The sequence below is a fragment of the uncultured Winogradskyella sp. genome (genome assembly GCF_947498005.1).
Lineage (GTDB): Bacteria > Bacteroidota > Bacteroidia > Flavobacteriales > Flavobacteriaceae > Winogradskyella.
In genome coordinates, this window is sequence record NZ_CANMIW010000001.1 from 370,865 (window position 1) to 395,501 (window position 24,637).

Annotated in this window: 18 protein-coding genes; 6 read left to right on the top strand and 12 right to left on the bottom strand. The window is 32.6% G+C overall.

Features of this window, described 5'->3' with window-relative positions; all coding sequences use genetic code 11:
* Window positions 1–289 precede the first annotated feature (289 nt).
* The 3 genes from Q0891_RS01675 to Q0891_RS01685 form a co-directional block, all read right to left on the bottom strand.
* Window positions 290–4,852, bottom strand: a complete 4,563-nt coding sequence (locus Q0891_RS01675; protein ID WP_299098326.1) for a TonB-dependent receptor plug domain-containing protein — start codon at window positions 4,850–4,852, stop codon at window positions 290–292.
* Between the two features lie 5 nt (window positions 4,853–4,857).
* On the bottom strand, window positions 4,858–7,713 hold the full coding sequence (locus Q0891_RS01680) for a carboxypeptidase-like regulatory domain-containing protein (protein WP_299098327.1): 2,856 nt from the start codon (window positions 7,711–7,713) through the stop codon (window positions 4,858–4,860).
* A 144-nt stretch (window positions 7,714–7,857) separates the two neighbouring features.
* Window positions 7,858–8,460, bottom strand: a complete 603-nt coding sequence (locus Q0891_RS01685) for a carboxymuconolactone decarboxylase family protein (RefSeq protein ID WP_299098328.1) — start codon at window positions 8,458–8,460, stop codon at window positions 7,858–7,860.
* 66 nt (window positions 8,461–8,526) lie between these two features.
* Here Q0891_RS01685 and Q0891_RS01690 point away from each other — a divergent pair, with 66 nt between their 5' ends.
* The 5 genes from Q0891_RS01690 to Q0891_RS01710 all read left to right on the top strand — a co-directional run bounded on the left by Q0891_RS01690 (window position 8,527) and on the right by Q0891_RS01710 (window position 14,038).
* Complete coding sequence (locus tag Q0891_RS01690; RefSeq protein ID WP_299098329.1) at window positions 8,527–8,949, top strand: OsmC family protein; 423 nt, start codon at window positions 8,527–8,529, stop codon at window positions 8,947–8,949.
* Between the two features lie 58 nt (window positions 8,950–9,007).
* Window positions 9,008–9,868, top strand: coding sequence for a polysaccharide lyase family 7 protein (locus Q0891_RS01695; protein ID WP_299098330.1), 861 nt, complete (start codon window positions 9,008–9,010; stop codon window positions 9,866–9,868).
* A gap of 22 nt (window positions 9,869–9,890) precedes the next feature.
* Window positions 9,891–11,582 carry a single-stranded-DNA-specific exonuclease RecJ gene (recJ, locus tag Q0891_RS01700; protein WP_299098331.1) on the top strand — a complete coding sequence of 564 codons (1,692 nt, stop codon included), beginning with the start codon at window positions 9,891–9,893 and terminating at the stop codon, window positions 11,580–11,582.
* Window positions 11,583–11,653: 71 nt separating this feature from the next.
* Entirely contained in the window at window positions 11,654–12,760 is a 1,107-nt protein-coding gene (locus Q0891_RS01705) for an OmpA family protein (RefSeq protein WP_299098332.1), read from the top strand.
* A 3-nt stretch (window positions 12,761–12,763) separates the two neighbouring features.
* Window positions 12,764–14,038 (top strand): MFS transporter, encoded by a 1,275-nt coding sequence (locus Q0891_RS01710; RefSeq protein ID WP_299098333.1) that lies wholly within the window; start codon window positions 12,764–12,766, stop codon window positions 14,036–14,038.
* Here the strand turns inward: Q0891_RS01710 and Q0891_RS01715 are convergent.
* From Q0891_RS01715 to Q0891_RS01735, 5 genes are all read right to left on the bottom strand, one after another.
* Complete coding sequence (locus Q0891_RS01715; protein ID WP_299098760.1) at window positions 14,035–14,787, bottom strand: UDP-2,3-diacylglucosamine diphosphatase; 753 nt, start codon at window positions 14,785–14,787, stop codon at window positions 14,035–14,037. The genes Q0891_RS01710 and Q0891_RS01715 overlap by 4 nt on opposite strands.
* Before the next feature lie 10 nt (window positions 14,788–14,797).
* Complete coding sequence (locus Q0891_RS01720; protein WP_299098334.1) at window positions 14,798–15,250, bottom strand: 6-carboxytetrahydropterin synthase; 453 nt, start codon at window positions 15,248–15,250, stop codon at window positions 14,798–14,800.
* 99 nt (window positions 15,251–15,349) lie between these two features.
* Window positions 15,350–15,526 (bottom strand): hypothetical protein, encoded by a 177-nt coding sequence (locus Q0891_RS01725; protein ID WP_299098335.1) that lies wholly within the window; start codon window positions 15,524–15,526, stop codon window positions 15,350–15,352.
* Between the two features lie 28 nt (window positions 15,527–15,554).
* Window positions 15,555–16,889, bottom strand: a complete 1,335-nt coding sequence (locus Q0891_RS01730) for an MATE family efflux transporter (protein WP_299098336.1) — start codon at window positions 16,887–16,889, stop codon at window positions 15,555–15,557.
* Entirely contained in the window at window positions 16,886–17,386 is a 501-nt protein-coding gene (locus Q0891_RS01735; protein WP_299098337.1) for a GNAT family N-acetyltransferase, read from the bottom strand. The genes Q0891_RS01730 and Q0891_RS01735 overlap by 4 nt, the downstream gene beginning before the upstream one ends.
* Window positions 17,387–17,420: 34 nt before the next feature.
* Here Q0891_RS01735 and Q0891_RS01740 point away from each other — a divergent pair, with 34 nt between their 5' ends.
* Window positions 17,421–18,218: a universal stress protein gene (locus tag Q0891_RS01740; protein WP_299098338.1), complete on the top strand. Its 798-nt coding sequence runs from the start codon at window positions 17,421–17,423 to the stop codon at window positions 18,216–18,218.
* 10 nt (window positions 18,219–18,228) lie between these two features.
* On the opposite strand, the gene Q0891_RS01745 is transcribed toward Q0891_RS01740, so the two are convergent.
* The 4 genes from Q0891_RS01745 to kbl form a co-directional block, all read right to left on the bottom strand.
* The gene (locus Q0891_RS01745) at window positions 18,229–19,071 is read right to left on the bottom strand and encodes an alpha/beta hydrolase (protein WP_299098339.1); all 843 of its coding nucleotides are present in this window, start codon (window positions 19,069–19,071) and stop codon (window positions 18,229–18,231) included.
* Complete coding sequence (locus tag Q0891_RS01750) at window positions 19,071–21,827, bottom strand: PD-(D/E)XK nuclease family protein (RefSeq protein ID WP_299098340.1); 2,757 nt, start codon at window positions 21,825–21,827, stop codon at window positions 19,071–19,073. Before Q0891_RS01750 ends, Q0891_RS01745 begins: the two co-directional genes overlap by 1 nt.
* Before the next feature lie 69 nt (window positions 21,828–21,896).
* Window positions 21,897–23,294 (bottom strand): OmpA family protein, encoded by a 1,398-nt coding sequence (locus Q0891_RS01755; protein ID WP_299098341.1) that lies wholly within the window; start codon window positions 23,292–23,294, stop codon window positions 21,897–21,899.
* A 136-nt stretch (window positions 23,295–23,430) separates the two neighbouring features.
* Window positions 23,431–24,624 (bottom strand): glycine C-acetyltransferase, encoded by a 1,194-nt coding sequence (gene kbl / locus Q0891_RS01760; RefSeq protein ID WP_299098342.1) that lies wholly within the window; start codon window positions 24,622–24,624, stop codon window positions 23,431–23,433.
* Window positions 24,625–24,637 lie beyond the last annotated feature (13 nt).

Genomic DNA, 24,637 nt, shown 5'->3' on the forward strand with positions numbered 1-24,637 from the left:
CACTATTAAAAAAAAAGGACAGTAAAAACATGGAATTAAATATCTGTTAAACAGTTGTTTGTGTGGTTTTGGTTCAAATAATTTTTAAAGATGAATCGAATGTTGGTTGATTTTTTTAAAATAAAAAGGGGACAATTTTACCATATTGTAAAACTGTCCCTTTTGTGTGTGGCATAATTAAATAAACCTCACTATTTCTAGTAAGGTTTTAATCTAATTTATTTAATAGCGAAGCAATTTAAACGTTTATCAATTTAGATTCCTGCCTTCGCAGGAATGATAAAACTATTTAGTCAGCAATCTGTAATTCATTCCCAGAAATCCAAGTTTTGTTCTCGTCGCCATAATACAGATAAACAGTACTTGCAGGAGCTTGGTAATTGCCAGCAATATCTGCTTTTAGATCTAGTCTTATATTTTTGGTTTCTGAGGCTCTAAATTCGCGCCAGTAAAACACTAAATAGTTATCAAAAACTTCGTAGTATGCTGCTTTATGTTCTTCTAATAACTTTTTTAGTTGCCAAGGTTGTGCCGTTGTACCAGAGGGAATCCCAATAATAGCTGTTGTCATAGTGAGTGGTTCTGCTTTTGTGTTGGTCACGTTAATTGAGAAACTTACATTGTCACCAACCGCATAGTCGTTTTCCAAGATTGTAGTTTTAAGTTGTAAAGGACATTGGTCAGAACTGTTAGGTAATGTGCTGTCCCAAGTAAGGTTTATACTGTATGGAAATTCAGTTTTAGGATTGTTAAATTTAACGGCTATGTTTTGTTTACCAGTTGTTAAATAATGTTCAATATTTTGGATGGTAATTTTTCCATCTGTTGTTATTTCTAGTTTTCTTTTTAATGATTTTCCATTAATCAATAAGGTAATGCTATCATTTTCATTGATCATTTTTTGATTTTGCATCTTAGTATAATTAATTAGTGCTTTTAAGGCCATTGCAGTGGCTTGTGTAGAGCCAAAACGGTTATACTGTCTTTGCTTAACCAAATAATCAATACCTTTTGTAATTAAAATGTCTGCCGTTGTAGCTTCTCGCATCAATGCTAATAAAGTTAGCGCTGTGGTTTCAATATTTTTTGAGTTGCCATAAGATCTTGTAATGGTGTTTTCTACAGGCAATTTTTCAAAGCCATTATCTTCTATATTGTTTTTAATTTTTTCAATTAAGACTTGAGCATTTTCAGTTTTGTTGAGGTTATAACTCGTCATAGCCAATAATGCCATTTTATAGGTGTCATTACTTTTAATAGCATCATTGAAAGCTGTTGTATATTCTACAGAAAGATCTGCTTCGATTTTTGCTTCGCTTAATGCGTAAATGATATACGCATTTGCAACATCAGACGGTGAACTCGCAAAACTATCATAACCCTTTTCACTTTTCTTAAATCCACCTTTTCCATCTTTTCTGCTAAGTAACCATTGTACAGTTCTATCAATCATTTTTTGATCTACATCTTTGTAAATGGCTTTCATTTCTGTGAATTCTAAAATGCCGTAAGCGGTTAAAGTTTCGTGAGGAGGTGTGTTACCAAACCATTCAAAACCACCTTCTGAGGTTTCAAAACTAATGAGTCGTTTGTATCCTTTTTTGATAAAATCCATTGCTTTGGCTTCAATTTCTGGATTACTTTTTCCTGATTCTTTCAAATATTTTAATACCATAATATTAGGATATGTAGATGAAGATGTTTGTTCAAAACAGCCATGAGGCTCGCGAATTAATGCTTCTATACCATTCATTACATCACCAATCACATCAGTATAAATATTAAATTCTGCAGAGAGCGAGTTTTCAACCACATGATTAAGTTGAAACTCAAAACTTTGAGATTTTGAATCAGATAAAGATAATTCAGTTGGAAAGTAAGGACTTAAAATGGTGGCTTGTTTTTTTACCACATCTTTATAATTTTCAGATATTGTTCTTATGGTAATCTCAACAGCTTCACCTTTTTCAATAGGAATAACTTTAATGTTTTTTGTAACAGCACTATGGCTTTTAATAGTTACGCTATCTTTAAAAGATTCTACTAATTTTAAATGTTTAGGAAGTCTAATTTCTAGTTTAGTTTCTAGTGTTTTTTCGGTGTCATTAGAAATGGTAATTGGTAATGAAATGATGTCATTTAAAACCATATAATTTGGTGCTTTAAAATCTACATTCAACATTTTTTTGGTCGCATATAATTTATCTTGTTTACCAACAAGTCCATTGAATCCAATACCTTCAGCTGTAATTTTAAAAGATGTAATGGCATCAGAATTATAAAACTCTAGTTCAGCCAAACCTTCAGCATTTGTTTGTACAACTGGATTCCAATATATGGTTTGCCTAAAGTCTGTACGTTCTTCAGGTAGTGCTGTGCCTTCGTATTTTGGCATGTAAAAGGTGTTTGGCGTATGGGTGTATATTGTATTGAAATTATAGAATTGATGCACTGCGTAGTTATTATATTTATGGTTGTTTAATCTCTTTTTACGACCATAACTTAGCCCATCTTTTGTGGAAATAACGATGACTCCATAAGCGCCTCTACTGCCATATAACGAGGTTGCTGCAGCATCTTTTAAAACTGTAACGGAAGAAACTTGGTTAGAGTCTAAATCTGCAAAAACCGACTCCTCATAAGGAACGCCATCAATAACAATTAATGGTTCATTGTTTCCCGATAGTGATCCGAAACCTCTTATTCTCACTGTCGGTGAATTTCCTGGTTGACCACTTCCATTTACTATATTTACACCAGCAACCTTACCTGATAATACATTAATAACAGAATTATTGGTGTCAAATTGTTCCGCATTAATATGTGCAATAGCACCAGATAATTGGCTCCTTTTCATTGTACCATAAGCAACGACCACAACTTCTTCTAGGCTACTATCGTCTTGTTCTAAACCAATATGCGCTATGGCTTTTTGTTTTATAGGTTTCTTTAATAATTTTTCGTTTTTTATAAACGCTTTAAAACCATCCTTGTTTTCTGTGTTATTATTTTCAGTTTCATTGCCGTAATTGCCTTTTTTTAGAGTTGTTTTTTTTATGACTAAGCTTTCTCCATTGTCTTTATAAGCTAATAAAGTTAGACTCCGGTTTTTCTGATATTTAAAATTGAAAGACCCATCTTCTGCAGTTTTAAAAACGAGTACCTTAGTTCCATTATCATCAAAAAGTAATAAATTGGCAGCTGTTGGTTTTCCTTTTTTGTTAAGTACAATGCCAGATTGAATAGCGCTTTGTTCGGGTAAAAATTCGGCATTGTCTAAAGTGATTTTTGGTTGATCAATATACGTTCGCCAACCATGAGTTAACATTAAATAATCTAAAGCTTTCTTTGATTTTACTTCATTAGGATTGAGGTAAAAATTAGGTTTATGAATCTTTCCTTTTAATTCTGAAGACAATAGTAGATAAGACAAAATATGATCTTGTTTATCATCTGCAAATGAGAGTAAATTATGATCTGCAATGGCTAGAGATAAGTTTGCAGGAATTGGCTTATTGTTACTATCATAGGTTTTAATTGTAAGCTTAGCTTTTTCTCTCGTATTGTAAGTTTCTTTATCTAAAGTAAGATCAATGTGTAATTGCTTGTGCGAATTGATGAACACCAAGCGTTCTGCAAAGATGCTATTAAACTCGTTTTTAATGCTGAATTTTGTAATTCCTATTGGAAAATCTTCAGTGTTTAAAACCAGATTTTGATGGTTAGAAATTTTCTTCTTTGTAAGCGAACCATTGGCATTAGAAACTTCAAGAAATAAATTTGTAGAATAGGTTGAGAATAGATGAACCTGAGTCAAAAGACTATCTGTAATTACAGAAAACCGTGCACCATTGTTGTGAATTTTTGGAAGTGGAATTAATTCATCAGAGATAAATGGTTCTGTGAGTTGAGCAAAATAAGTTGCACTCTTTTTAGGATTAAAATTAAAACTTCCCATACCATCGTGAAAACTTTCAAAATTTGAAACTACAACATTATTCTCGTCTAATATATTTCCTTTTACATCTACAGGTTTTCCAAATTCATTAAGTGCTTTAAAAGCAACTTTGTTTAAAGTACCTGCTATTATTTTTCCACTTTCAGGTAAAAATTGTAAGTCTAAGGTATTTAGAACAACTGGTACAGCTCTAGAGATAGATTCTGTTGTGCCTTTATAATCAACTAATACATTTAAAACAACATCTGAGGATTCTAAATTTTCAGGTAGCGTAAACGTTGGTTTAAGTTGCCCTTTTTGGTCTGTAATGTCAGATTTGGTAATTATTATTTTTCCTTTTACACTAACTGTGTATGTAATGTTAGTATGAGCTAGAGGATTATTTTTTAAATCTTTTACTTCAAAATTAGAGATAACCTTAGCCGATTTCCCATAGCCTTCTTTTTCAAATTTTAAACGCATCAGGAGATTCGGTTTTACAACTTTTTGTACTGTAATTTTTTTAGTAAAAAAGGCATCGTCGCCAAAATTATTCATCCAGTTGGTGTAACATTTAAGCGTGTAGATTCCACCAACCCAATTTTTATCAATATCAAAGTCGCCATAGGCATAACCTTGGTTTATGCTTAATATTAATGATTTTACAACCGCACCTTTTGGCGAAATAAGTTCTGCATGCATAATATCACTTAAGGTTGAAATGGTATGATCTGTGCCAACCACATAAGACTTAAACCAAATGGTTTCACTTGGGAAGTAGAAGGGTCTATCGGTTTGTGTATAGATTTTTTCTAATGGATTATTAATGGCTTTGTAAGCTTTAAATGATAAAAAGGATATACCAATGCAAACTATTAATGTTAGAATTTTGATATGTTGTTTTATATATTTCATCGTTACTATATTTTAAGTTTTGCTCTAAACCCAACTTCAGAAATTATAGGTGTATTAAAAAAGTTGAGGTTATTGCCAGAGTTAGTATCAAAAAGACTTGAAAACGGCGTAGCGCCTTTATATTTGGTTATCGTTAATAAATTTGTAGCATACAATCCGACTTCAAATTGTCTAAAAAAGGAATCATATTCTTTTACGAAATCATAAGAAAGTTCGATTGTTTTAATGTTGAAAAAACTAGCGTCTTCTATAGCTGTTTCTGCAACACCATCAAATCCATACCTTACAAAACGGTTGTTTTCAATACCATTTGCTGCATTATAAAAATCTACCGTTGTTGTGTTAGGTGTACCTTGCTCTGTAATACCGTTAAAAATATAGTTTGTGATGGATCTTTGGTCTGCAGACTGCTGAGATACACCAAAATAGTTGAGCACGTTTTGTGTGCCATTCCAAACATCACCTCCTTTTTGGTAGTTGAATACTAGATTTAATTTTAGTTTTTTCCAGTGTAATGCGTTAGAAAATCCGAGTGTGAAATCTGGTGTAGGATCACCAATAATTTGTTGTTCAGCATCAACAATAGGATAACCATTAGCATCAATAACAATATTATTTTGTTCGTCTCTTTGGTATGCTGTGCCTACAATTACACCTGCAGATTCGCCAACAATTAGGTTTTTTGAAACGGAATTAAAACCATCGATAGGAACTCGTGTTTGTGTATCATATAATTTTTTTACTTCCGTGTTATTTGTAAAAAATTGTAGTCTAGGAATCCACTTTAATTCATCGAAATATTTATAAAATTCAAGATTGAATTCAAAACCTTTATTACTAATATCAGCAATGTTTTTAAGCGAAAAATTGTTATTTTCCAAAACAGGAAACACACTACCTTCTGTTAGAGAGCCAAAGTAACTGGCTTCAAAATCCCAGTTGATACCCAAAGCGTAGAACCCAATTTCGGCATTAAATGCATAATCGTGGTTATTTTCTAGTTCTATACTTTTATTTGTAAACAGGTCTGTATTGCTGGTATAAGTTAAACTTTCAGAAGGCGATAACCCTAAACTATTGTGGCTTTGATTAGTGTAGAATAAAGGTAATCCGCTAACATCAAAAGCACTGCTTGCGCTTAAATAGATGTATCGAAAATCATAAATATGAATAAGGTCTAATACATCTACGCTTAAAATAGATGTTGGTAAAAACAACTTATTTCCTTGTATTGATGATACATAAGAATCATTACTAAAACTCAACTTAGTACCATGAGAATGCGAAAATTCTACAAATTGTTTCAGTCTTAAAATATTTTGAAAAAGCGAATTGTTTACTTCGGTTGTGTTACTTGGATTTGAAAATGAAAATTCACTAAATCCTTCAGATTCTTTAAATTGATACTTAAGATTTTGATGGCTATAGGTTGTAACAGAATTTAGATTTAGGTTAAATTCTCCTAGATCTATCTCGTAATCTAGTAATAGAGTTGCGTTAAATGTGTTTCTATTAATATGTTTTTTACTTAAATAGCCGTTTTCAAAACCTATTGTGTTAGCAACAGCTCCAAAGCTTTGTTCGTTCTTGGTAGTTTTATAATTTATATGACTTCGAATTTTGAAATTATCACTAGGCTCAATTTCATTTTGAAGACTAATTACATATAAATCATTATCATCGTAATTCTTATGATTATTAAAAAGCCATTCAGGATTATTATAACTTGAAGGACTAAAACTTCGTTGGGTATTGTTTGGCAACAAACTGCCTTGATAATTGCTAAAACTTGTAGGTGTTACCAAAGCGTTTAAAAGCAGATTATTGGTAAAACCATTGATGTTTGGTTGGTTATTATTGCGTTTTCCATATTTAACAAAAGTGTCCCAGTTTAGTTTACCTGTTCTGTGCTTTGTAGTTTTAAAGCTTAACATTAGCTCATCTGTTTTGGTACGTTGACGTCCAAAAATGTCTTTAGAAATTTTGTTAGTGTAGTTAAGATTGGTACTCCAATTTTCAGACTCTACATTAAGGTTTAAATTTTGAGATCTTTTTATAGCTGTATTAAAAACAGAGTTCTTATAAGATTTCGCTTTTTGGCCATTTCCGTTACCTAAAGCAACAAATTGTCCATTTGAATCAAAATTGTAGTCAGAACCATCAAATTCTAGTTGTGCTAATTCCGGACCATAAGAAAAATAGTTACCAGTTTCTGGTCCTAAGAAGGTAAGTTCGCCATTTTGCGATGCACCTTGACTAAATTTTGTTTGTAAGTCAGGTAAGTTATTATCCTTTACAAATTGAAAACTTAAAGCAGAGTTTAAAGCAATTTCAAAATATATATCAGGATTAAAATAGGTTAGATTAACAGCATTAGGTTTTATATCAATAGCCTTAATACGCAACAAGGAATTATAGATGTTTTTTGTATTGTAACTGTATTTAGTGTCTTCAATATTGGGTGTTTTTAATTCGTCCCTTTTAATGCCACTTACTGCATTGGCATAAGCATCACTGTTTATCGGTCTAATAGGTATTCTAGTAACATAAACGGTGTTTTTTGCACCAAACATACTGGCTGTTACCTTAATTTCTCTTGGCGTCATACCTATGTAATTAACAACTAGAATATCGCCAACTAAACATGAAATACTGTAATTACCATCAAAGTCAGTTGTAACACCATTAGTCGTTCCTTTAACAATAATTGATGCGCCTGGTAATGGTAATCCATCGTCTTCCGTAGTTAAAGTACCAGTAACAATACCTTCTTGAGCAATGCTAAAAAGTGGTAATAATAAGAGAATAAATAAAATTTTAATGGCTGTATTATACATGAGTAAGCGCGTTGGTTTACTCAAATGTATGTTTGAAGATGATATTTAGAAATACAGAATGAGTGAACTTGCCATTTCAATGAGTAAAGTGTACTCAATAGAAAACCTTGCTTTCACATCATATGAAGAAGCAAGGTTTTAATAACTTTTAAAGTGTATTAATATAATCTAATACTGAGAACCATTATGCTTACCAACCTCAAAGCCATGTTTGCCTAAATATTTGTCACCACTTTCAACAGCACCTTCTTCAATATTAGTTCCCATAGAATCATTCCATCGGTTGAGGTAGCCAAATAGTGAAATAACACCCAACATTTCAACAATTTCACCTTCGTCCCAATGTTGGTACAAACGCTCTTTTATTTCAGCATTAACAGCATTTGGTACTTGACTTGCAGCTAAACTAAAATCTAATGCAGCACGTTCTGCTTCAGAAAAAGCAGCATGTGTTCGGTATTCCCAAATATTATCTAATTGTTCTTGCTCTGCACCATAACGTTCTGCTGCTCTAATAGCATGGGCTTGGCAGTATCTGCAACCTGTCGCATTACTGCTTACCCAAGCAATCATTCGTTTTAAGGCTGAGGTCACTTTACCTTCATTTGCCATTACAGCTTTATTTAAATTAATAAATGCTTTACTTATTGCAGGTCTGCGTTGCATGGTTAATACAGAATTAGGGCAAAAGCCAAGGGTTTCGTTAAAGAATTCTGCTAATTCTTTTGTTTCTAAATCGTGCTCTGCAGACAAAGGAGTTACTAGTGCCATAGTTATTTTTTTAGTAGTATTTTTGAATGAACAAGATAAGAGTTCTAATTTTTAAACTAAAAGAAAATGGCCGATAAAATAACAACACACTGGAGAGGAAACATGACGTTTGAATCTGATAACCCAAGATGGCCTTCTATAATGATGGATGCGTCTGAAGAGTTTGGTGGTACAGGTTCTGGTATGGCACCAAAAGCTATGATGTTATCTTCTTTAGCAGGTTGCTCAGGTTTAGACGTAGTATCTACTTTAAATAAAATGAAAGTAGAAATTGATGATTTTAAAATGGAAGTTTCTGGCGATTTAACAGATGAGCATCCTAAAATATACCATACAGTGAAAGTAGATTATCATTTTTATGGTTCAGATTTAAATGAAAAAAAGTGCGAACGTGCCGTGAATTTATCCGTTGAAAAATACTGTGGTGTAATGGAAATGTTTAGACAATTTGCAACGGTAAAGACTGAAATACATTTTCATAACAAATAATGAAGCCTATCATAGATTGCTTGAGATAGTCTTTATTTATAATTAAACGATGCGTATTATGATAACACAACTTAACAAAATAAGCCATATTTTAGTTGTATGTATTTTTCTGTTTATGGGTTGCTCATCAGATAATAATACATCTAACGGAACTGACGATGAACAAGGTATGACGGATGATGATCCTAATGATGATGATCCTTCAGACCTTTATGAGCGTTTTGTGTTTAATGAAGATTTAGTTATAGAACACAGTTGGGATACTGGTGGTTGTGATAGTCCGCCTTGCAGTACAAATCAAGATGATTTAGACACCGTTTTTGACAACGCACTTCCTGATGAACCTTATTTTTACATGGAAGATGATGAGGAGGAATTAAACTTAGTTTGCCAATTAGACAAAGGACGTCGTGCCGAGCTTAAACAAATTACAGAAGGGCCTTTAACATCTTATTCTAAAATGGAATTTGAAGGGATTTATTATAACATTCCTTCAGAAGGTATGACGATTGCGCAAGTACATAACAGAGGAGGTAATTCTAATAAACCCTTTTTTAGATTAGAATTACATAACGATAAACTTGAAACCGTAATCCGTAAAGATCCAGAAGTAAGTTCTAGTGAGACCACGTTTAGTAAGGTTGATTTTCCATTTGTAAATAATGGCAATTATTCGCAATTTCCTCTTAATGTGACGTTAGAAAAAAACAATGGCATAGTTAGTATTATGGTTAAGCAAGATGAAGCGGTTCTTATAGACGAGGATTTTGAAGCCGACCCAACAACTGATTGGGTAAATGATACAGGTATTTCTAATGGCTATTATTTAAAAGCAGGTCTCTATAATGCTGCAACTACACATACAGAAAATATTACCTTAGGTTATACTAACTTTCTGTTTGAAAGTGATGATGACTAAACACTAAAATTCTCTAATAATAATGCGTTGGACGTTAAAACCAAAACCTGAAGCTGTAAAAGTTTCTGAAATGAAAAAAGCACTTGGTGTTGATGATGTTGTTGCAACTTTACTATTGCAACGTGGCATTGATACGTTTGAAGCAGCCAAAACATTTTTTAGGCCAAGTTTTAGTGATTTACATGATCCATATTTAATGAAAGATATGGACGTTGCCGTTGCTCGTATTGAAAAAGCCATTGACGCAGGAGAAAACATAATGGTTTATGGCGATTATGATGTAGATGGAACAACCTCTGTAGCCTTAATGTCTTCCTATTTAAAAACAAGAATTGATTCTGTTGCCACCTACATTCCTGATCGTTATGACGAAGGTTATGGAGTGTCTTATAAAGGTATTGATTTTGCAGACGATAACGATTTTACATTAATTATAGCATTAGATTGTGGTGTAAAAGCCATAGATAAAGTGGCTTATGCCAAAGAAAAAGGGATTGATTTTATTATCTGTGATCATCATAGACCAGGAGATAAAATTCCAGATGCTGTAGCAGTTTTAGATCCAAAACGCGACGACTGTGATTACCCTTTTAAAGAATTATGTGGCTGTGGCGTTGGTTTTAAATTAATAACGGCTTTAGCAGTAAACCAAGGACAAACAGCTGAAGATTTAGTAGAATATTTAGATTTAGTTGCTACAGCAATTGGTGCAGATATTGTACCTATTGTAGATGAAAATAGAGCATTGGCCTATCTTGGCCTACAGGTTATAAACACCAATCCTAGACCAGGAATGAAAGCCATTATTGCTGAGGTTAAAAAGGATATTCTAACCATTACAGATGTCGTTTTCATCATTGCACCAAGAATAAATGCAGCAGGAAGAATGAAACATGGCAACCATGCCGTAACACTATTAACTGAAACTGATTTTAATCTAGCAGCAGAATATGCTGTAGATATAGACCAATTTAATACAGATAGAAGAGAAACCGATAAGCGCATTACTCAAGAAGCTTTAGTTCAAATTGAAGAAAATAATGAACAAGAAGGCTTTACAACCGTTGTTTATGACGAAACTTGGCACAAAGGAGTAATTGGTATTGTTGCTTCGCGCTTAATAGAAACGTATTACAGACCAACTTTAGTTTTTACAAAAAGTGGCGATAAATTAGCGGCTTCTGCACGTTCTGTAAAAGGATTTGATGTGTATAATGCATTAGAAGCATGTTCAGAACATATTGAACAATTTGGAGGTCATAAATATGCCGCAGGCTTAACCTTACTGCCAGAAAACTACGAAGCCTTTAAAGCAAAGTTTGAAAGTGTTGTAAAAGAAACTATAGACCCAAAACTACTAACACCAGAACTCAAAGTTGATTTAGAAATAGAATTAGGAGAAATCAATGATAAATTGATGCGTATCTTAAAGCAGTTTGCACCATATGGACCAGGTAATATGTCGCCAACCTTTATGTCGCAAAACATAAAAGATACAGGTTGGGGAAAATGTGTTGGCGAAGATGATAAGCATATTAGGTTAACTGTTACGCAATCTTTTAACGATAAGATTGTTTGTATTGGTTTTGGTTTAGGCGACAAAATAGATATTATAAAAACTAAAAGGCCATTCAGCGCAGCGTATTCTATTGACGAAAATCACTGGAATGGTAATGTGAGTTTACAATTAAAGTTGAAGGATATTAAAGCCTAAGAAATTCGTTTAAGGCTTTTCAAGACCTATCAACTATAAAATACAATAGATTACCTATTCGTTGATAAAACATGAAACATTTAATTTTCACTTTTTTCATATTCTTTAGTCTTCTTTCATCGAGTCAAAATCTTGTTCTTAATCCAAGTTTTGAAGATTATGAAAGATGTCCAGAAATCATTGGGCAATTCAGTAGAAATGTAACAGGTTGGTCTATTCCAAATTTAGGATCCACTGATTTTTTTAGTACTTGCAGCAAAGCTGTTGGGTCTCATAATTACATTGGTTATCAAATGCCCAAAGACGGCAAATCTTATGCCGGTTTTTATGCGTTTTCACCAGATAACTATAGAGAATATGTTCAAGGAGAGTTAAGTGAATTATTAGAAGAAGGCAAAGCTTATAAGCTTACATTTTATATCAGTTTAGCTGAGAATTCAACAGATGCTCTAAAAGGTATTCAAGTTTTATTTACAGAGCAGAAGTTGGTGTTGTCTACGAAAAGTTTTAAAGCCATTTCTGAAACCAATATTAACCCTAAAAAACACACGAATAAACGTTTTCGTTTACATTCTACTGATTCTGAATTATTTTATAATGATAGAGTTAATTGGACAAAAGTTTCCCTAGAATTTATTGCTGAAGGCTATGAAACTCATTTTTTAATAGGAAATTTTAATAATAATAAAAGGACAGAACTACAGGAAATATTAAAAACAACTAAAGCTAAACATCAATTTTCCTATTACTACATAGACGACATTTCTATTGAACCCTTAGTAAAAGAAGAAAAAGGAATAATAATTGAGAAAACTAAAGAACCAAAACTTAAAACCAATGAAATCTATACGTTCAAAAATGTATTGTTCGATATTGATAAAGCAGAATTACTAGTGGCATCAAAAGAAGAACTTAATCAGCTATATTCACATTTAAAAAGTAATCCTAGTTTTAAAGTTGAAATTTACGGCCATACAGACAATACAGGTATAGAAAATAGAAATAAAGAATTATCTGAGCAACGTGCAAAAGCTGTGGCAGATTATTTAATTTTACAAGGTCTAAATACTTCAAGAATAAAATCTTTTGGCTATGGAAGTTCGCAACCTTTGTCAACCAACGATACGGAAGAAGGAAAACAGCAAAATAGACGTGTAACGTTTAAAATAATAGACTAAAAATTGGCAAAAAACGACCCTTACGCAGCATTAAGAATTAAAGAATTCAACATTTTTTTATTAGTAAGATTTGCCTTAGTTTTTGGTTGGTCTATGCAATTTGTTGTAATTGAATGGCAAGTGTATTCAATGACTAACGACAAATTGAGTCTTGCCATAATAGGTCTATGCGAGTTTTTACCTGCTTTTTTTCTAGCACCTTTTGCAGGTCATATTGCTGATAAAAAAGAAAAACGAAATCTTTTTGCACTATGTATTGCACTGTTTTCATTTATAAGTTTTGGATTGTTTTGGTTGACGTCTAATCAAATTGAAACCTCATGGACAACCAATACTATTTTATACAGTATTTATGGTTTGGTGTTTTTTGGTGGTGTTTTAAGAGCGTTTTTTGGCCCAACTATATTTTCATTAATCGGATTACTCGTTCCAAAGAAAATTTATCCCAACGCAGCAACATGGAGCAGTAGTACTTGGAAAGGTGCTAGTGTCTTTGGAGCATTATTAGGTGGATTTTTAATCGCTTGGATTGGTGTTCATTATACGCTTGGTATTATATTCTTATTGGTTATGCTGTCCTTACTGTTAGTATTTGGAATTGCCAAAAAACCAATTTTAAATCAAGGAAATACCGAAACCGTAAAAGAGAGTCTTAAAGCAGGACTCAATTTTGTGTTTAATGACAAAGTGGTGTTAGGAGCATTAACCTTAGATATGATTGCCGTATTGTTTGGTGGTGCTGTTGCTATTTTTACCGTTTTTGCAAAAGATATATTAGATGCAGGACCAAAAGGTTTAGGTATTTTACACGCTGCATTATCCTCAGGAAGTATTTTAACCATGTTAGCTACAACATACATTCCTATTGCAAAAAGCACAGGAAAAAAATTATTGATTTCAATTTTTGGCTTTGGTCTTTGTATGATCGTTTTTGGTGCTTCAAAATTTATGTGGCTTAGTGTTGTAGCTTTATTCCTTGCTGGTGTTTTTGATGGAATTTCTATGGTTGTACGTCAAACTATATTACAATTAAAAACGCCAGACCATATGAGAGGACGCGTTGGTGCTGTTAATTCTATGTTTGTTGGGTCATCTAACGAACTTGGTGCTGTAGAAAGTGGAATAGCAGCCAGATTATTTGGCGCACCTTTAGCCGTTGTGCTTGGCGGAACTGTAACACTTATTGTTGTTTCCGTTATAGGACTTAAGAATAAACCTTTAAGAACTCTAGATTTACAACACGATATTGAGGAGCACGAAAAAGAGGATGTCGTTTAGTATTTCTTCAATTCAAAAGTAGTTCCGTCAAAAACACCATAGGTGTAATACTGAATCCAATCACCAAGATTCACGTATTTAGACGTTTCGTTAAGTTGAATTTCAAGCGGTAAATGTCTATGACCAAAAATGAAGAAATCTCTGTGTTTGTCTTCAAGTTTACGTTTGGCATATTGAGCCAACCACTCGTTGTCTTCACCTAAAAATTTGGCATCATCATCACCAGAAATCATTTTATTTTTTACAGACATGTATTGCCCAATCTTTAAACCAATATCTGGATGCATCCATCTAAACAGCCATTTAAAAAAGGGATTAGTAAACACCTTTTTCATGCGTTTGTAGCCTTTGTCTTTAGGGCCTAAACCATCACCATGACCAATAAAAAAGGTTGTATCGTTAAAAGAGAATTCTTGTGGTTTATGAAAAACAGTAATGTTTAATTCTGTTTTAAAGTAATCTTTCATCCATAAATCATGATTCCCTACAAAGAAATAAACTGGAATTCCAGAATCTGTAATTTCAGCTAATTTCCCTAAAGTTCGCGTAAATCCTTTTGGGACCACTGTTTTATATTCAAACCAGAAATCAAATAAATCGCCTAGTAGAAAAATAGCAGCAGCATCTTCTTTAATCTCATCTAACCAAGCTACAAATTTTTTTTCACGAGGTTTTGATGCTTCAGGTGTTGGTGCACCTAAATGATTATCTGATGAGAAGTAGATTTTTTTTCCTTCAGCAAGTATTATGTGATGAGTTTTATTCATTATCCGAAGCGTACCATTCAGCAAAACTCGTTGATGTTTCAGACAGTTTTAAAGAATGTAATGCTATGTTCTCTGGTAAGTGTTTCTTTATTTTTTCAGCAAAATCAATGACCATCATCTCTGTTGTAGGTTGATAATCTACGAGTATAATATGATGTTCTTGATTCTTAAGTTCTTTTGCTAAGTTTAAATGTGGTGTATTTTTATTAAAAATCATTGAGTGATCAAAAACGTCAATGATTTCTTTATTTACAATCTTTTTAAGATCACCAAAATCTATTACCATTCCAAATTTCACATTAGAATGATCAATAATAGGTTCACCAATTACGGTAACAAATAAATGATAACTATGACCATGCAGGTTTTTACATTTACCATCATAACCATAAAGCGCATGACCTGCTTCAAATGAAAACTGTTTTGTTATACGAATTTTACTCATTATCGTCTTTTATTACGGTTATAGAAATATACAATTATTAGCACCAATCCTAGGACTAAAAACAAGCCGTTTCCGCCTAAAAAGTTAAGAATATCCATATTAATTATCTTTATATCTGTTTTTGTTATATCTATAAATGACAAAAGCTATAATAACTAAAACCACAAAAGGTAATAGCGTGCCAATAAAAACGCCAATACTGTAATTGTCATCTGGCGCCTGCTTCAGTTTTTCGTCTATTTTGGTGTTTTGAATTAAGGCAATTAGAAAACTCATTTATAGAAATTTAATTTCTCGAACAAATTTAAGTGTTTTGAGCAAGGCTTTTGAATGTTTTCCTAAATTTTATGATTAAGGGTAAACCACGAGCTATCATCCAAAGTGTAAATGCTATAAAAATGCCAGTAAGTTTATAGTTTTGAGCATCTGTCCAATATATAACAGGAATAAATATAACTAATGTTGAGAATAGCAACACGTTTCTTAAATATTTCATTTTACCAAGACCTTTAAAAACACCATCAAAAATAAATGCCAAAGCACATAAGGGTTGCATGGCTAGAATAATCCAAAATATATTGTAGAATTCTTTTAAAACGTATTCATCGTTACTGAATAAACGACCCAAAGGATAATAAAATAGAGCACCAATTAATCCTATAAATAAGCCAACAATAATACCATATTTAATGAGTTTATTGCTTAATTCAATTAGTGTTTTATAATTTTTAGCACCATATAGTTTACCTGATAAAATATTACCAGCGCTAGCATAACCATCAATAAGAAACGCACCAAAAAACCAGAGGTTTATGGCAATAGTATAGGCTGCAATGTAACTTTCGCCATATTTGGTGGCAAAACTTGTCCCAAAATATAAAGCGGCATTTAAAGCCAGTGTTCTTACAAATAAATTTAGAATCATTAGTGTAAAACGTTTCATTTCGTGATTAAATGGAAATGAAACCAATAATGGAATATTCGTTTTTTTAAGCAAGTAATACGCAGAAAGTACAGCCATAATTATTTGAGCAATAACGCTCGCATAAGCAGCACCTTCAATATGCAATGCAGGAATAAAATCTTGAATTCCGTAAACTAAAACAAAGTCTAGAATAATATTTGAAATAGCACCAGAAATAGCAATCAACATTGGGTAGTAAGTGTTTTGAAGACCTCTAAACGTCCCAAAAACAGCAATAGTAAAAAGTGTAAAAGGAAATCCAAATACACGAATTTGATAATAATCAATGCAAAATTCTAAAATGCTTCCTGAAGCGTTGTAAAGCTTAAATATTTGAGATGCTAAAGGAAAAGAAACAGCAATAATTATAAGACTTAAACTTGTAATAACAAATATAGCTTGTGCTGGTAAGTTTTTAACGGCTTCTACATTTCCTGCACCTAAATATTGAGAAATGATAGAAGAAATAGAACTGCGTGCTTGTCCTAAAACCCAAATGAGCATAGACATAAATGTACTCACAATACCAATAGCGGCTAAAGATTCTGTGGCATTAAATTCCATGTTGCGAATTATAGCCAAATCGGTTAACGACAGAATAGGTTCAGAAATTCCAGCAATAATTGCAGGAACAGCTAATGTATTTATCTGTTTTAAAGTTATAGATCTGCTCACAATATCAATTCGTAACAATGGAAGGGGAATTCACTCTGTTTTGGGAAGTGTATATCACCTAATCGTTTATACCCGCGAAGTTCGTAAAACTTTTGGTTTCTTTTGTTCTGTGAAAAGGTGTCTAATCTTATAGAGGTATAGTTGTTTTCTATGGCAAATTGTTCTGCATAACTCATTAGTTGTTGAGCATAACCATTACCTTGATATTTTGGGTGTACAGCCAAACGATGAATATAAATGTTGTTTTGGTTTGAAGTTATCCATTTTATTGATTCATATTCTGCATCCATATATGTAGAAATAACAATAGTTCCATTGACTTTACCATTAATTTCTAATACATAAAGTTCCTTTCGATTAATATCATTTTGAAATGCGAATTTAGTTGGATAATGACTGTTCCATTGGTAAATGTGATTTGCTATCATAGCTTTAGCACAAGCTTTTGTTAGTAACAAAATAGAATCTATATCTTTTTCATGTGCTTTACGAATCATTTTTAATGTTTATTTTTGTTTAAAATTATTTCAGATGAAAACGATATTAGTTCCTGTTGGGTCTTCAAAAAATGCACAATCGCATTTACAGTATGCCGTAGATTTTGCTAAAGCATTTGGTGCAAAAGTATATGTAGTTCAAATATATAATGTTTATACTAAGGCTGGCACAATGATTAAAATAGATCCTATTTTAGAGGCTGAATCTAAATCTTTTTTAGAAACACATGTATCCTCTATTGACACTAAAGGTGTTGATGTGATTATTAGAACTTTTAAGGGAAAATTAATTGATACCTTAGAAAAAGTTTGTGATGCATTGAAGGTAGATTTAATAATTCTTGAGCCAAGAACTAATTCAATAAAAGATGAAGTTTATTTAGGGAAGACGTCTGGAAAAATTATAAAGCAAACGCAGATTCCGGCTTTGATTGTGCCAGAAGGCTATACGTTTAAACCATTTGAAAAGTTATTGATAGCTTTAAAATCGGCAATTATAAAAAAAGACAATGTGCTTTATCCATTGGCTTCGATAAAAGCTCAATTTAATGCTGCTGTCACTTTACTTTTAGTAAAAACACCACATCATAAAAAACACGATTTTGATGTTAATGATGAGTTACAGTCTCTTGTCTCATCAACTAAATATGCAGATAGTCCAACAACTTTTATGGCCTTTTTGGAACATCATAAAGAAAATAACCCAGATTTATTATGTGTGGTTAGGCGTAAGCGAGGATTCTTTAAGAAGCTTTGGGAAAAAAATACCATTTTAAAGAAAGACTTCCATAGTACTAAAATGCCTGTTTTAGTGTTGAGTGGATTGAAGTAAACAGACAAGTTTACCTTTTTATAAAATCAATTACTTGGTCTACAACAGCATTCAATTCATTAGAAAGCTCGCTTTTATTCCAAGGATGTTTAGTGTTAAACACATGGTCTGCGTTATCAATTATTTTGTATTCGCTATTAGGATTCCATTGATGTAAAGCTTCGGCTTCATCAATTTTTACGGAAGTATCATCAGAGCCATGAATAATTAAATGTGGTATGTTTAAACGTCTCTCTGCAGATTCAATATGAAGGCGTTCTTCGTTGGCTTTAAAATCTTCAAAAAACTGATAGAAATGTGGCATTTGTTGTTTAGTTCTTCCATTTAAAACATACTTAACACCTTCTTTTTTCCATGAGTCTAAATCACCAATAGTTGCAGTGCGTTTGCCAAAGTCACACACGCTTGCTAAGGTTATGAGTTTGGTAATTCTATGGTCTTCTGAGGCTTTTAAGATTGTAATTCCACCACCACGACTATGACCAATAAGCGAAATGTTTTGGATATTGATATTAGAGTTGCTTTTGAAATAATCTTGAGTCCAGGTTATAACCGCATCTAAATCGTCTAACTCCTTAGTATAATTGTTATTTCCAAAAGCTTCCAAATCAGGAAAATCTATGGGATTGTCCATAGTACCACCATTATGAGAAAAGTTGAATTTAATAAAACAGAATCCAGCTTTAGCTAAAGTTTCAGACATAAGATCCCAAGCTCCCCAATCTTTAAATCCTTTATAACCATGACTAAAAATAACAACAGATTGATTTTCTATGTTTTCAGAATAAAAAGTATCAATTAATATTGGTTTTTTGTTGTCTCTTTCTAGAATTATGTTCTTATCGATTTTCATTAGTCGAGTTCTTTTTCAATGAAATTAATCTCAGGATTACATATTTCAAGAATCAATTTTTTTAGTTCAATTTCAAAATTATCTAAAGTCTCTTGAGTGATAAGTTGATCTTTAGATCGCGAATTTGATGATGGCTTTTTTCCAAATTTTAAGAAACCTTCATTTAAATTTTTAAATGAAATTATGCCAGCATTAATTGGTAATTCAATGCGGTTTTGTTGTTTCATCATATATGCGTAGCACAACACTTGAAAAGACTTACTGTATTTATCATAATCTGTGGTTAAATCTTCCCAGTCAACAACTTCTACTTTATTTTGAGTCACTTTACCAGACTTGTAATCTATAACTCGTGTAAGACCATTAAAGCTATCAACTCTATCTACTTTTCCTCTAAGTTTAACAGGAAAATCTAAACCTTCAATTTTAATTTCTATATGTTCATCGGCTTCAATGGAGAGTATCTTTATTTCGTGGCCTTGTTTTACACTTTCAATTTCTTTATTTAGGAAATTAGTGATGTAACGTTGGGCAATTTCAAAAATGATGAGGTTTTTTCCGGTTGAAAATCCACCTTTATTATAAAGCGTTTCAAAGTGTTTTGTAACCATCGCTTTAACTTGGCTCTTAAACATTTTAAGATGCTCTAAGGTAAGAACAGAACCTTCAATTGGTTTGTAAAAATCTTCTAAAGAATTATGTATTACTGAACCCAAAGTGTTGGCTGCAATGTTTTCTTCTACCTCGTCAAATTCTTTAATACCTAATATTTTATCGTAATAGAAATCTATAGGATTACGTATGTAATTGGTTAATGAGGATGGCGAATAACCTTTGTTAGATAAAACTTTTATTTGCTCTATAACGGCAGGTGTCTTTATTATTTCTTGTAACTTTTGCTCTACAATTGGTACTTCTGGGGAAACTATTTTGTGCTGAACGTCATGAATCCCTTCAATATCTAATTGGGTAATGAACCTACTTTTTTCGCCACCTTTTAGTGCATCTACTTCTGTATTATATAAAATGTAAACGTTTTTTGCACGTTGTAGTAGTCGGTAGAAGTGATAGGTGTAAACGGCATCTTTTTCTTTAAAGGTTGGTAGATTATTTTCTGTTTTAACGTCAAACGGAATAAAGGAATTATTAGTTTTTCCCGATGGTAAAATGCCTTCATTCACAGAGCTGATGATAACAGTTTCAAAATCTAGAACTCGAGACTCTAACATTCCCATAATTTGAAGCCCTTCTAACGGTTCGCCTTTAAAATCTAAAGTTTCTGAACTTAATAGTTCTTTATAAATGGATTGTAATGCTACAATGGAATTGAGATATTGATACGTATTATTGACTTCCTTAATCTGATTGAATAAGGTATTAAAACGGTATAAATATTCTAACTCAAGACTAAATTTTTGTTTGTCATCGTTGTAATACGATTTCATTTTTAAAATCAGTTCTAGACAATGATTTAATGCAATATTTGGTGAATTATTCCAAGTTTTAAAAAGTAAGTCTAAATATTCGGAATGTGAATTATCTATATTTTTTAATTCGGTAACTGTTAAATAAACTAAATTTTGCTGTTGAATATGAAGTACAATCTTACTTGAAATGTTACCCGTTTCAGTTTCAAACAATGGATAAACAGTTGGATGCGATAGAATACTAATCACATCTTTGAAATAAAACTGCTTTAAGTTGTTTTTGTGGGCCGAAAATAATAGCTGAAATAAAGAAGCTAAAGGCACAAACTCTAACGGTAAACCCATAGTAACATTTAGTTTTTTAATGTTACTGGGAATAGAGTTAAGAACTGGTAATAATAATTGCTCTTCGCCTAAAACTACGGCTATTTTTGATAAATTATTGTCTTTTTGTGTGATGTCCTCTAATATTTGACCTATATATTTTGCTTGGCCAACAAGTTTTGGGATTCCGATGGCCTGAATGTTTTTTACTTCAGAATAATGAGAGGTAGTCCAATTAAACGGATGAGTTTCAAAGTAATTCCATTGATTTTTATGTTGTCTCGTAAACCAACCTGCATCATGGATGTTATCATTTATAAAAGCCTTGTCAATATCCCAATAGATATGAGAGGTTGTATTTTTTAATAAACTTTGTATAATTGTAGATTCAGCTGTATTGAGAGCGTTGAATCCTAAAAATACATGAGTTTTATTAGAGCTTTCAATATAGGAATCTAGGTTTTTTACGGCCGTTCTATAAATTAGTCCTTGATAACCTTGTTTAATTTTTAAAAGGTTTTCTACAAAGGCTATATAATAGTTTTTAAGCTGTTTCCAGAACTTTAAGTGATTCTTCACTAATTCTGTTGGGTTAGTTTCTAACGACCAGTGATTAAGCTCTTGAATGTCTTTTAAGTAATCAAAGATATGCTCGTGTGGTATAAGGTAACGATCTATCTCATTAAAGTCTTGTAATAAGATTTGAGCCCATTTAGAAAAAGAATCGAATGTTTCTTGTTCGTTTTTAGGTGTAATTTTTATATACGTTTCGTAGAGTCTAAATAATAAGTCTGTATTTGGTAAATTTTGTAGACCAGATAAGTCTTCTACAAATTCTTCAATACTGACGATTTGTGGTGCAAAAATAGGTTGATCTATTAGCGTAGATAAATGATGTTTAAGAAAAACACCAGCACGTTTACTGGGAAGGATAAAATTTAAATCTTCTAGATTTAACTCTTTTTGTTTAAGATCTATTAATACGGATTTTATAAAACCAATCATTTTATAAAAATAAAAAACGCTCCGAACTTCGGAGCGTTTTTCAACTTTATTTTAGAATGTAATTTGTGATTAGTTTTTCAACTTCACTTCTACACGTCTGTTTTCTTTTCTACCAGCTGCTGTTCTATTGTTAGCAATTGGAGTAGACTCACCAAAACCAGCTGCTGTTAATCTATCAGCTGCAATACCATTAGAAATTAAATAATCTCTAACTGCATTTGCTCTTCTTTCTGATAACGCTTGGTTACTTGAAGATGAACCTTGACTATCTGTATGACCTTCGATAGAGAAATCTGCTCTTGGGTATTCTTTTAAGATAGCTGTCATTGCTTGTAATACTTGATCAGTTGATTTCTGGAAACTAGCTTTACCTGACTGGAATAAGATTGTTCTTGCATACTCATTTAAAGTATTCATTACTTCTTCAGTTGGCTTAACTTCAGGACAACCGTTATTGGCAGCTGTACCAGCTTCGCTAGGACATTTATCATCTTTATCTAAGATACCATCACCATCAGTATCAGGCCAAGGACATCCGTTATTAGCAGCAGGACCTGCTTCGTTAGGACAGTTATCAGAACCATCAGCAACACCGTCACCATCAGCATCTGGACAACCAGCTAAAGTTTTTAAACCAGCTACATTAGGACATTTATCATCCTTATCCATTACACCATCACCATCAGCATCAGGACATCCATTAAATTCTGCTAAACCAGCAGTGTTAGGACAGTCATCTTTAGAATCTTGGATACCGTCATTATCAGAATCAGGACAACCATTAAAGATTTCTAATCCAGCTTCTTCTGGACAAGCATCGTCTTTGTCATAAATACCGTCGCCATCAGTATCAGTACCACCAAATTTAAATGATACACCAACTGAATGTTGGAAATGCTTTTTCATGTTATCTTCAAAAGCATGCTTGTAAGTAGATTGTACATCGATACCAATTTGCTCAGTAAGCCAAAATTTAAGTCCTAAAGAACCGTTTAATGTACCTGCACCAGAATCGTCTAACCAAGTGTAACCACCACCAATACCAACGTAAGGGTCGATAACTTTAGAGTTAATTACTTCCATTAAACTATATGATACTCTACCATCTAAAGCATAATAACTTAAGTCATCAACTCTATTTGTTGATTCTGCTCCAGAAAATGCGTCAACGTTAGATCCTACTTTATCAATTTTATTTAAAGAACCTGTAGCTGTGAATGTGAACCCATCACTAAGGTATCTTGAAACTGCAATCGTAGAAAGAGATGGAAATACGTTCCAATGATCTTCTGCGTTAAAGTACTCGTCAAAATAATCTCCTTGTGGAGTATCTTCTCCAACTGGATAAAAGTCAACAGCGTTAGCTCCGACTGTAATAGACCATGGATTGTTCTTGTCTTGAGCATTAGAAGTGCTAAAACTTGCAATAAGCACGGCAACAAAAAATAATCTGCTAAGATTTTTCATATTGTAATTAATTTAAATTTTAAGTGTTAATTGTATGCAAAAGTAAGTTGTTAAATGTTATTAACAAAGACAAAAGTATAAAATTATTACGTTCATAACCCTAATTTTACTCGTTTGAGATAATATATTTAGTATATCAGATAACATTCAATGCTTTCCCAACTTTAATGAATGCGGAGATGGCTTTGTCAAGTTGTTCTTGGTTATGAGCCGCTGATAGTTGTACTCTTATTCTTGCTTTATCTTTTGGAACCACAGGGTAGAAGAAACCTATAACGTAGATACCTTCTTCTAATAACATATTTGCCATATTTTGAGATAATTTTGCATCATATAACATTACTGGAACAATAGCAGAATCTCCATCTACAATATCAAAACCTGCTTCTTTCATTCCTTTTTTAAAGTATTTGGTATTCCAATCTACTTTATCCCTTAAGGAGGTGTCATTCTTTAACATGTCAAAAACTTTAATTGAAGCACCAACAATAGCTGGTGCTAAAGAATTTGAGAACAAGTAAGGTCTAGAGCGTTGACGTAACAATTCTACAATTTCTTTTTTAGCGGTGGTATAACCACCCATTGCGCCACCCATCGCTTTACCTAATGTTCCGGTAATAATATCTATTCTGCCTAAAACACCTTTTTCTTCTAAAGTTCCTATACCAGATTCTCCAATAAAACCTGTTGCGTGGCATTCATCAATCATTACCATGGCATCATACTTATCTGCTAAATCACAGATTTTGTCTAAAGGTGCTACTAAGCCATCCATTGAAAATACACCATCAGTTACAATGATTTTGAAACGTGCACCATTAGCGTTAGCTTCAATTAACTGTGTTTCTAAATCTGCCATATCATTATTTTGGTAACGATATCTTGCTGCTTTACATAATCTGACACCATCAATGATTGAAGCGTGATTTAAAGAATCTGAAATAATAGCATCTTCCTTGGTTAAAAGCGGTTCAAAAACGCCACCATTAGCATCAAAAGCAGCTGCGTATAATATGGTGTCTTCTGTGCCGTAGAAATCGGCTATTTTTTGTTCTAATTCTTTGTGTATATCTTGTGTGCCACAAATAAAACGAACTGAAGACATACCAAATCCGTGTGTATCCATAGTGTCTTTTGCCGCTTGAATAACTTCTGGATGCGATGACAAGCCTAAATAATTGTTAGCACAAAAGTTTAAAACTTTTTGTCCCGTGTTTAAAGTGATTTCGGCACCTTGAGGAGACGTTATTATGCGCTCTTCTTTGAAAAGGCCAGCTTCTTTTATAGATTCTATTTCTTCTTGTAAATGATTTTTTATGTTTCCGTACATGACTGTAAATTTT

Excerpts from the sequence above, each read along its gene's own strand:
- Q0891_RS01675 (WP_299098326.1), bottom strand. The coding sequence starts at position 4,852 with ATGAAATATATAAAACAACATATCAAAATTCTAACATTAATAGTTTGC.
- Q0891_RS01685 (WP_299098328.1), bottom strand. The coding sequence starts at position 8,460 with ATGGCACTAGTAACTCCTTTGTCTGCAGAGCACGATTTAGAAACAAAA.
- Q0891_RS01690 (WP_299098329.1), top strand. The coding sequence starts at position 8,527 with ATGGCCGATAAAATAACAACACACTGGAGAGGAAACATGACGTTTGAA.
- Q0891_RS01695 (WP_299098330.1), top strand. The coding sequence starts at position 9,008 with ATGATAACACAACTTAACAAAATAAGCCATATTTTAGTTGTATGTATT.
- recJ (WP_299098331.1), top strand. The coding sequence starts at position 9,891 with ATGCGTTGGACGTTAAAACCAAAACCTGAAGCTGTAAAAGTTTCTGAA.
- Q0891_RS01705 (WP_299098332.1), top strand. The coding sequence starts at position 11,654 with ATGAAACATTTAATTTTCACTTTTTTCATATTCTTTAGTCTTCTTTCA.
- Q0891_RS01720 (WP_299098334.1), bottom strand. The coding sequence starts at position 15,250 with ATGAGTAAAATTCGTATAACAAAACAGTTTTCATTTGAAGCAGGTCAT.
- Q0891_RS01725 (WP_299098335.1), bottom strand. The coding sequence starts at position 15,526 with ATGAGTTTTCTAATTGCCTTAATTCAAAACACCAAAATAGACGAAAAA.
- Q0891_RS01735 (WP_299098337.1), bottom strand. The coding sequence starts at position 17,386 with ATGATTCGTAAAGCACATGAAAAAGATATAGATTCTATTTTGTTACTA.
- Q0891_RS01740 (WP_299098338.1), top strand. The coding sequence starts at position 17,421 with ATGAAAACGATATTAGTTCCTGTTGGGTCTTCAAAAAATGCACAATCG.
- Q0891_RS01745 (WP_299098339.1), bottom strand. The coding sequence starts at position 19,071 with ATGAAAATCGATAAGAACATAATTCTAGAAAGAGACAACAAAAAACCA.
- Q0891_RS01750 (WP_299098340.1), bottom strand. The coding sequence starts at position 21,827 with ATGATTGGTTTTATAAAATCCGTATTAATAGATCTTAAACAAAAAGAG.
- Q0891_RS01755 (WP_299098341.1), bottom strand. The coding sequence starts at position 23,294 with ATGAAAAATCTTAGCAGATTATTTTTTGTTGCCGTGCTTATTGCAAGT.
- kbl (WP_299098342.1), bottom strand. The coding sequence starts at position 24,624 with ATGTACGGAAACATAAAAAATCATTTACAAGAAGAAATAGAATCTATA.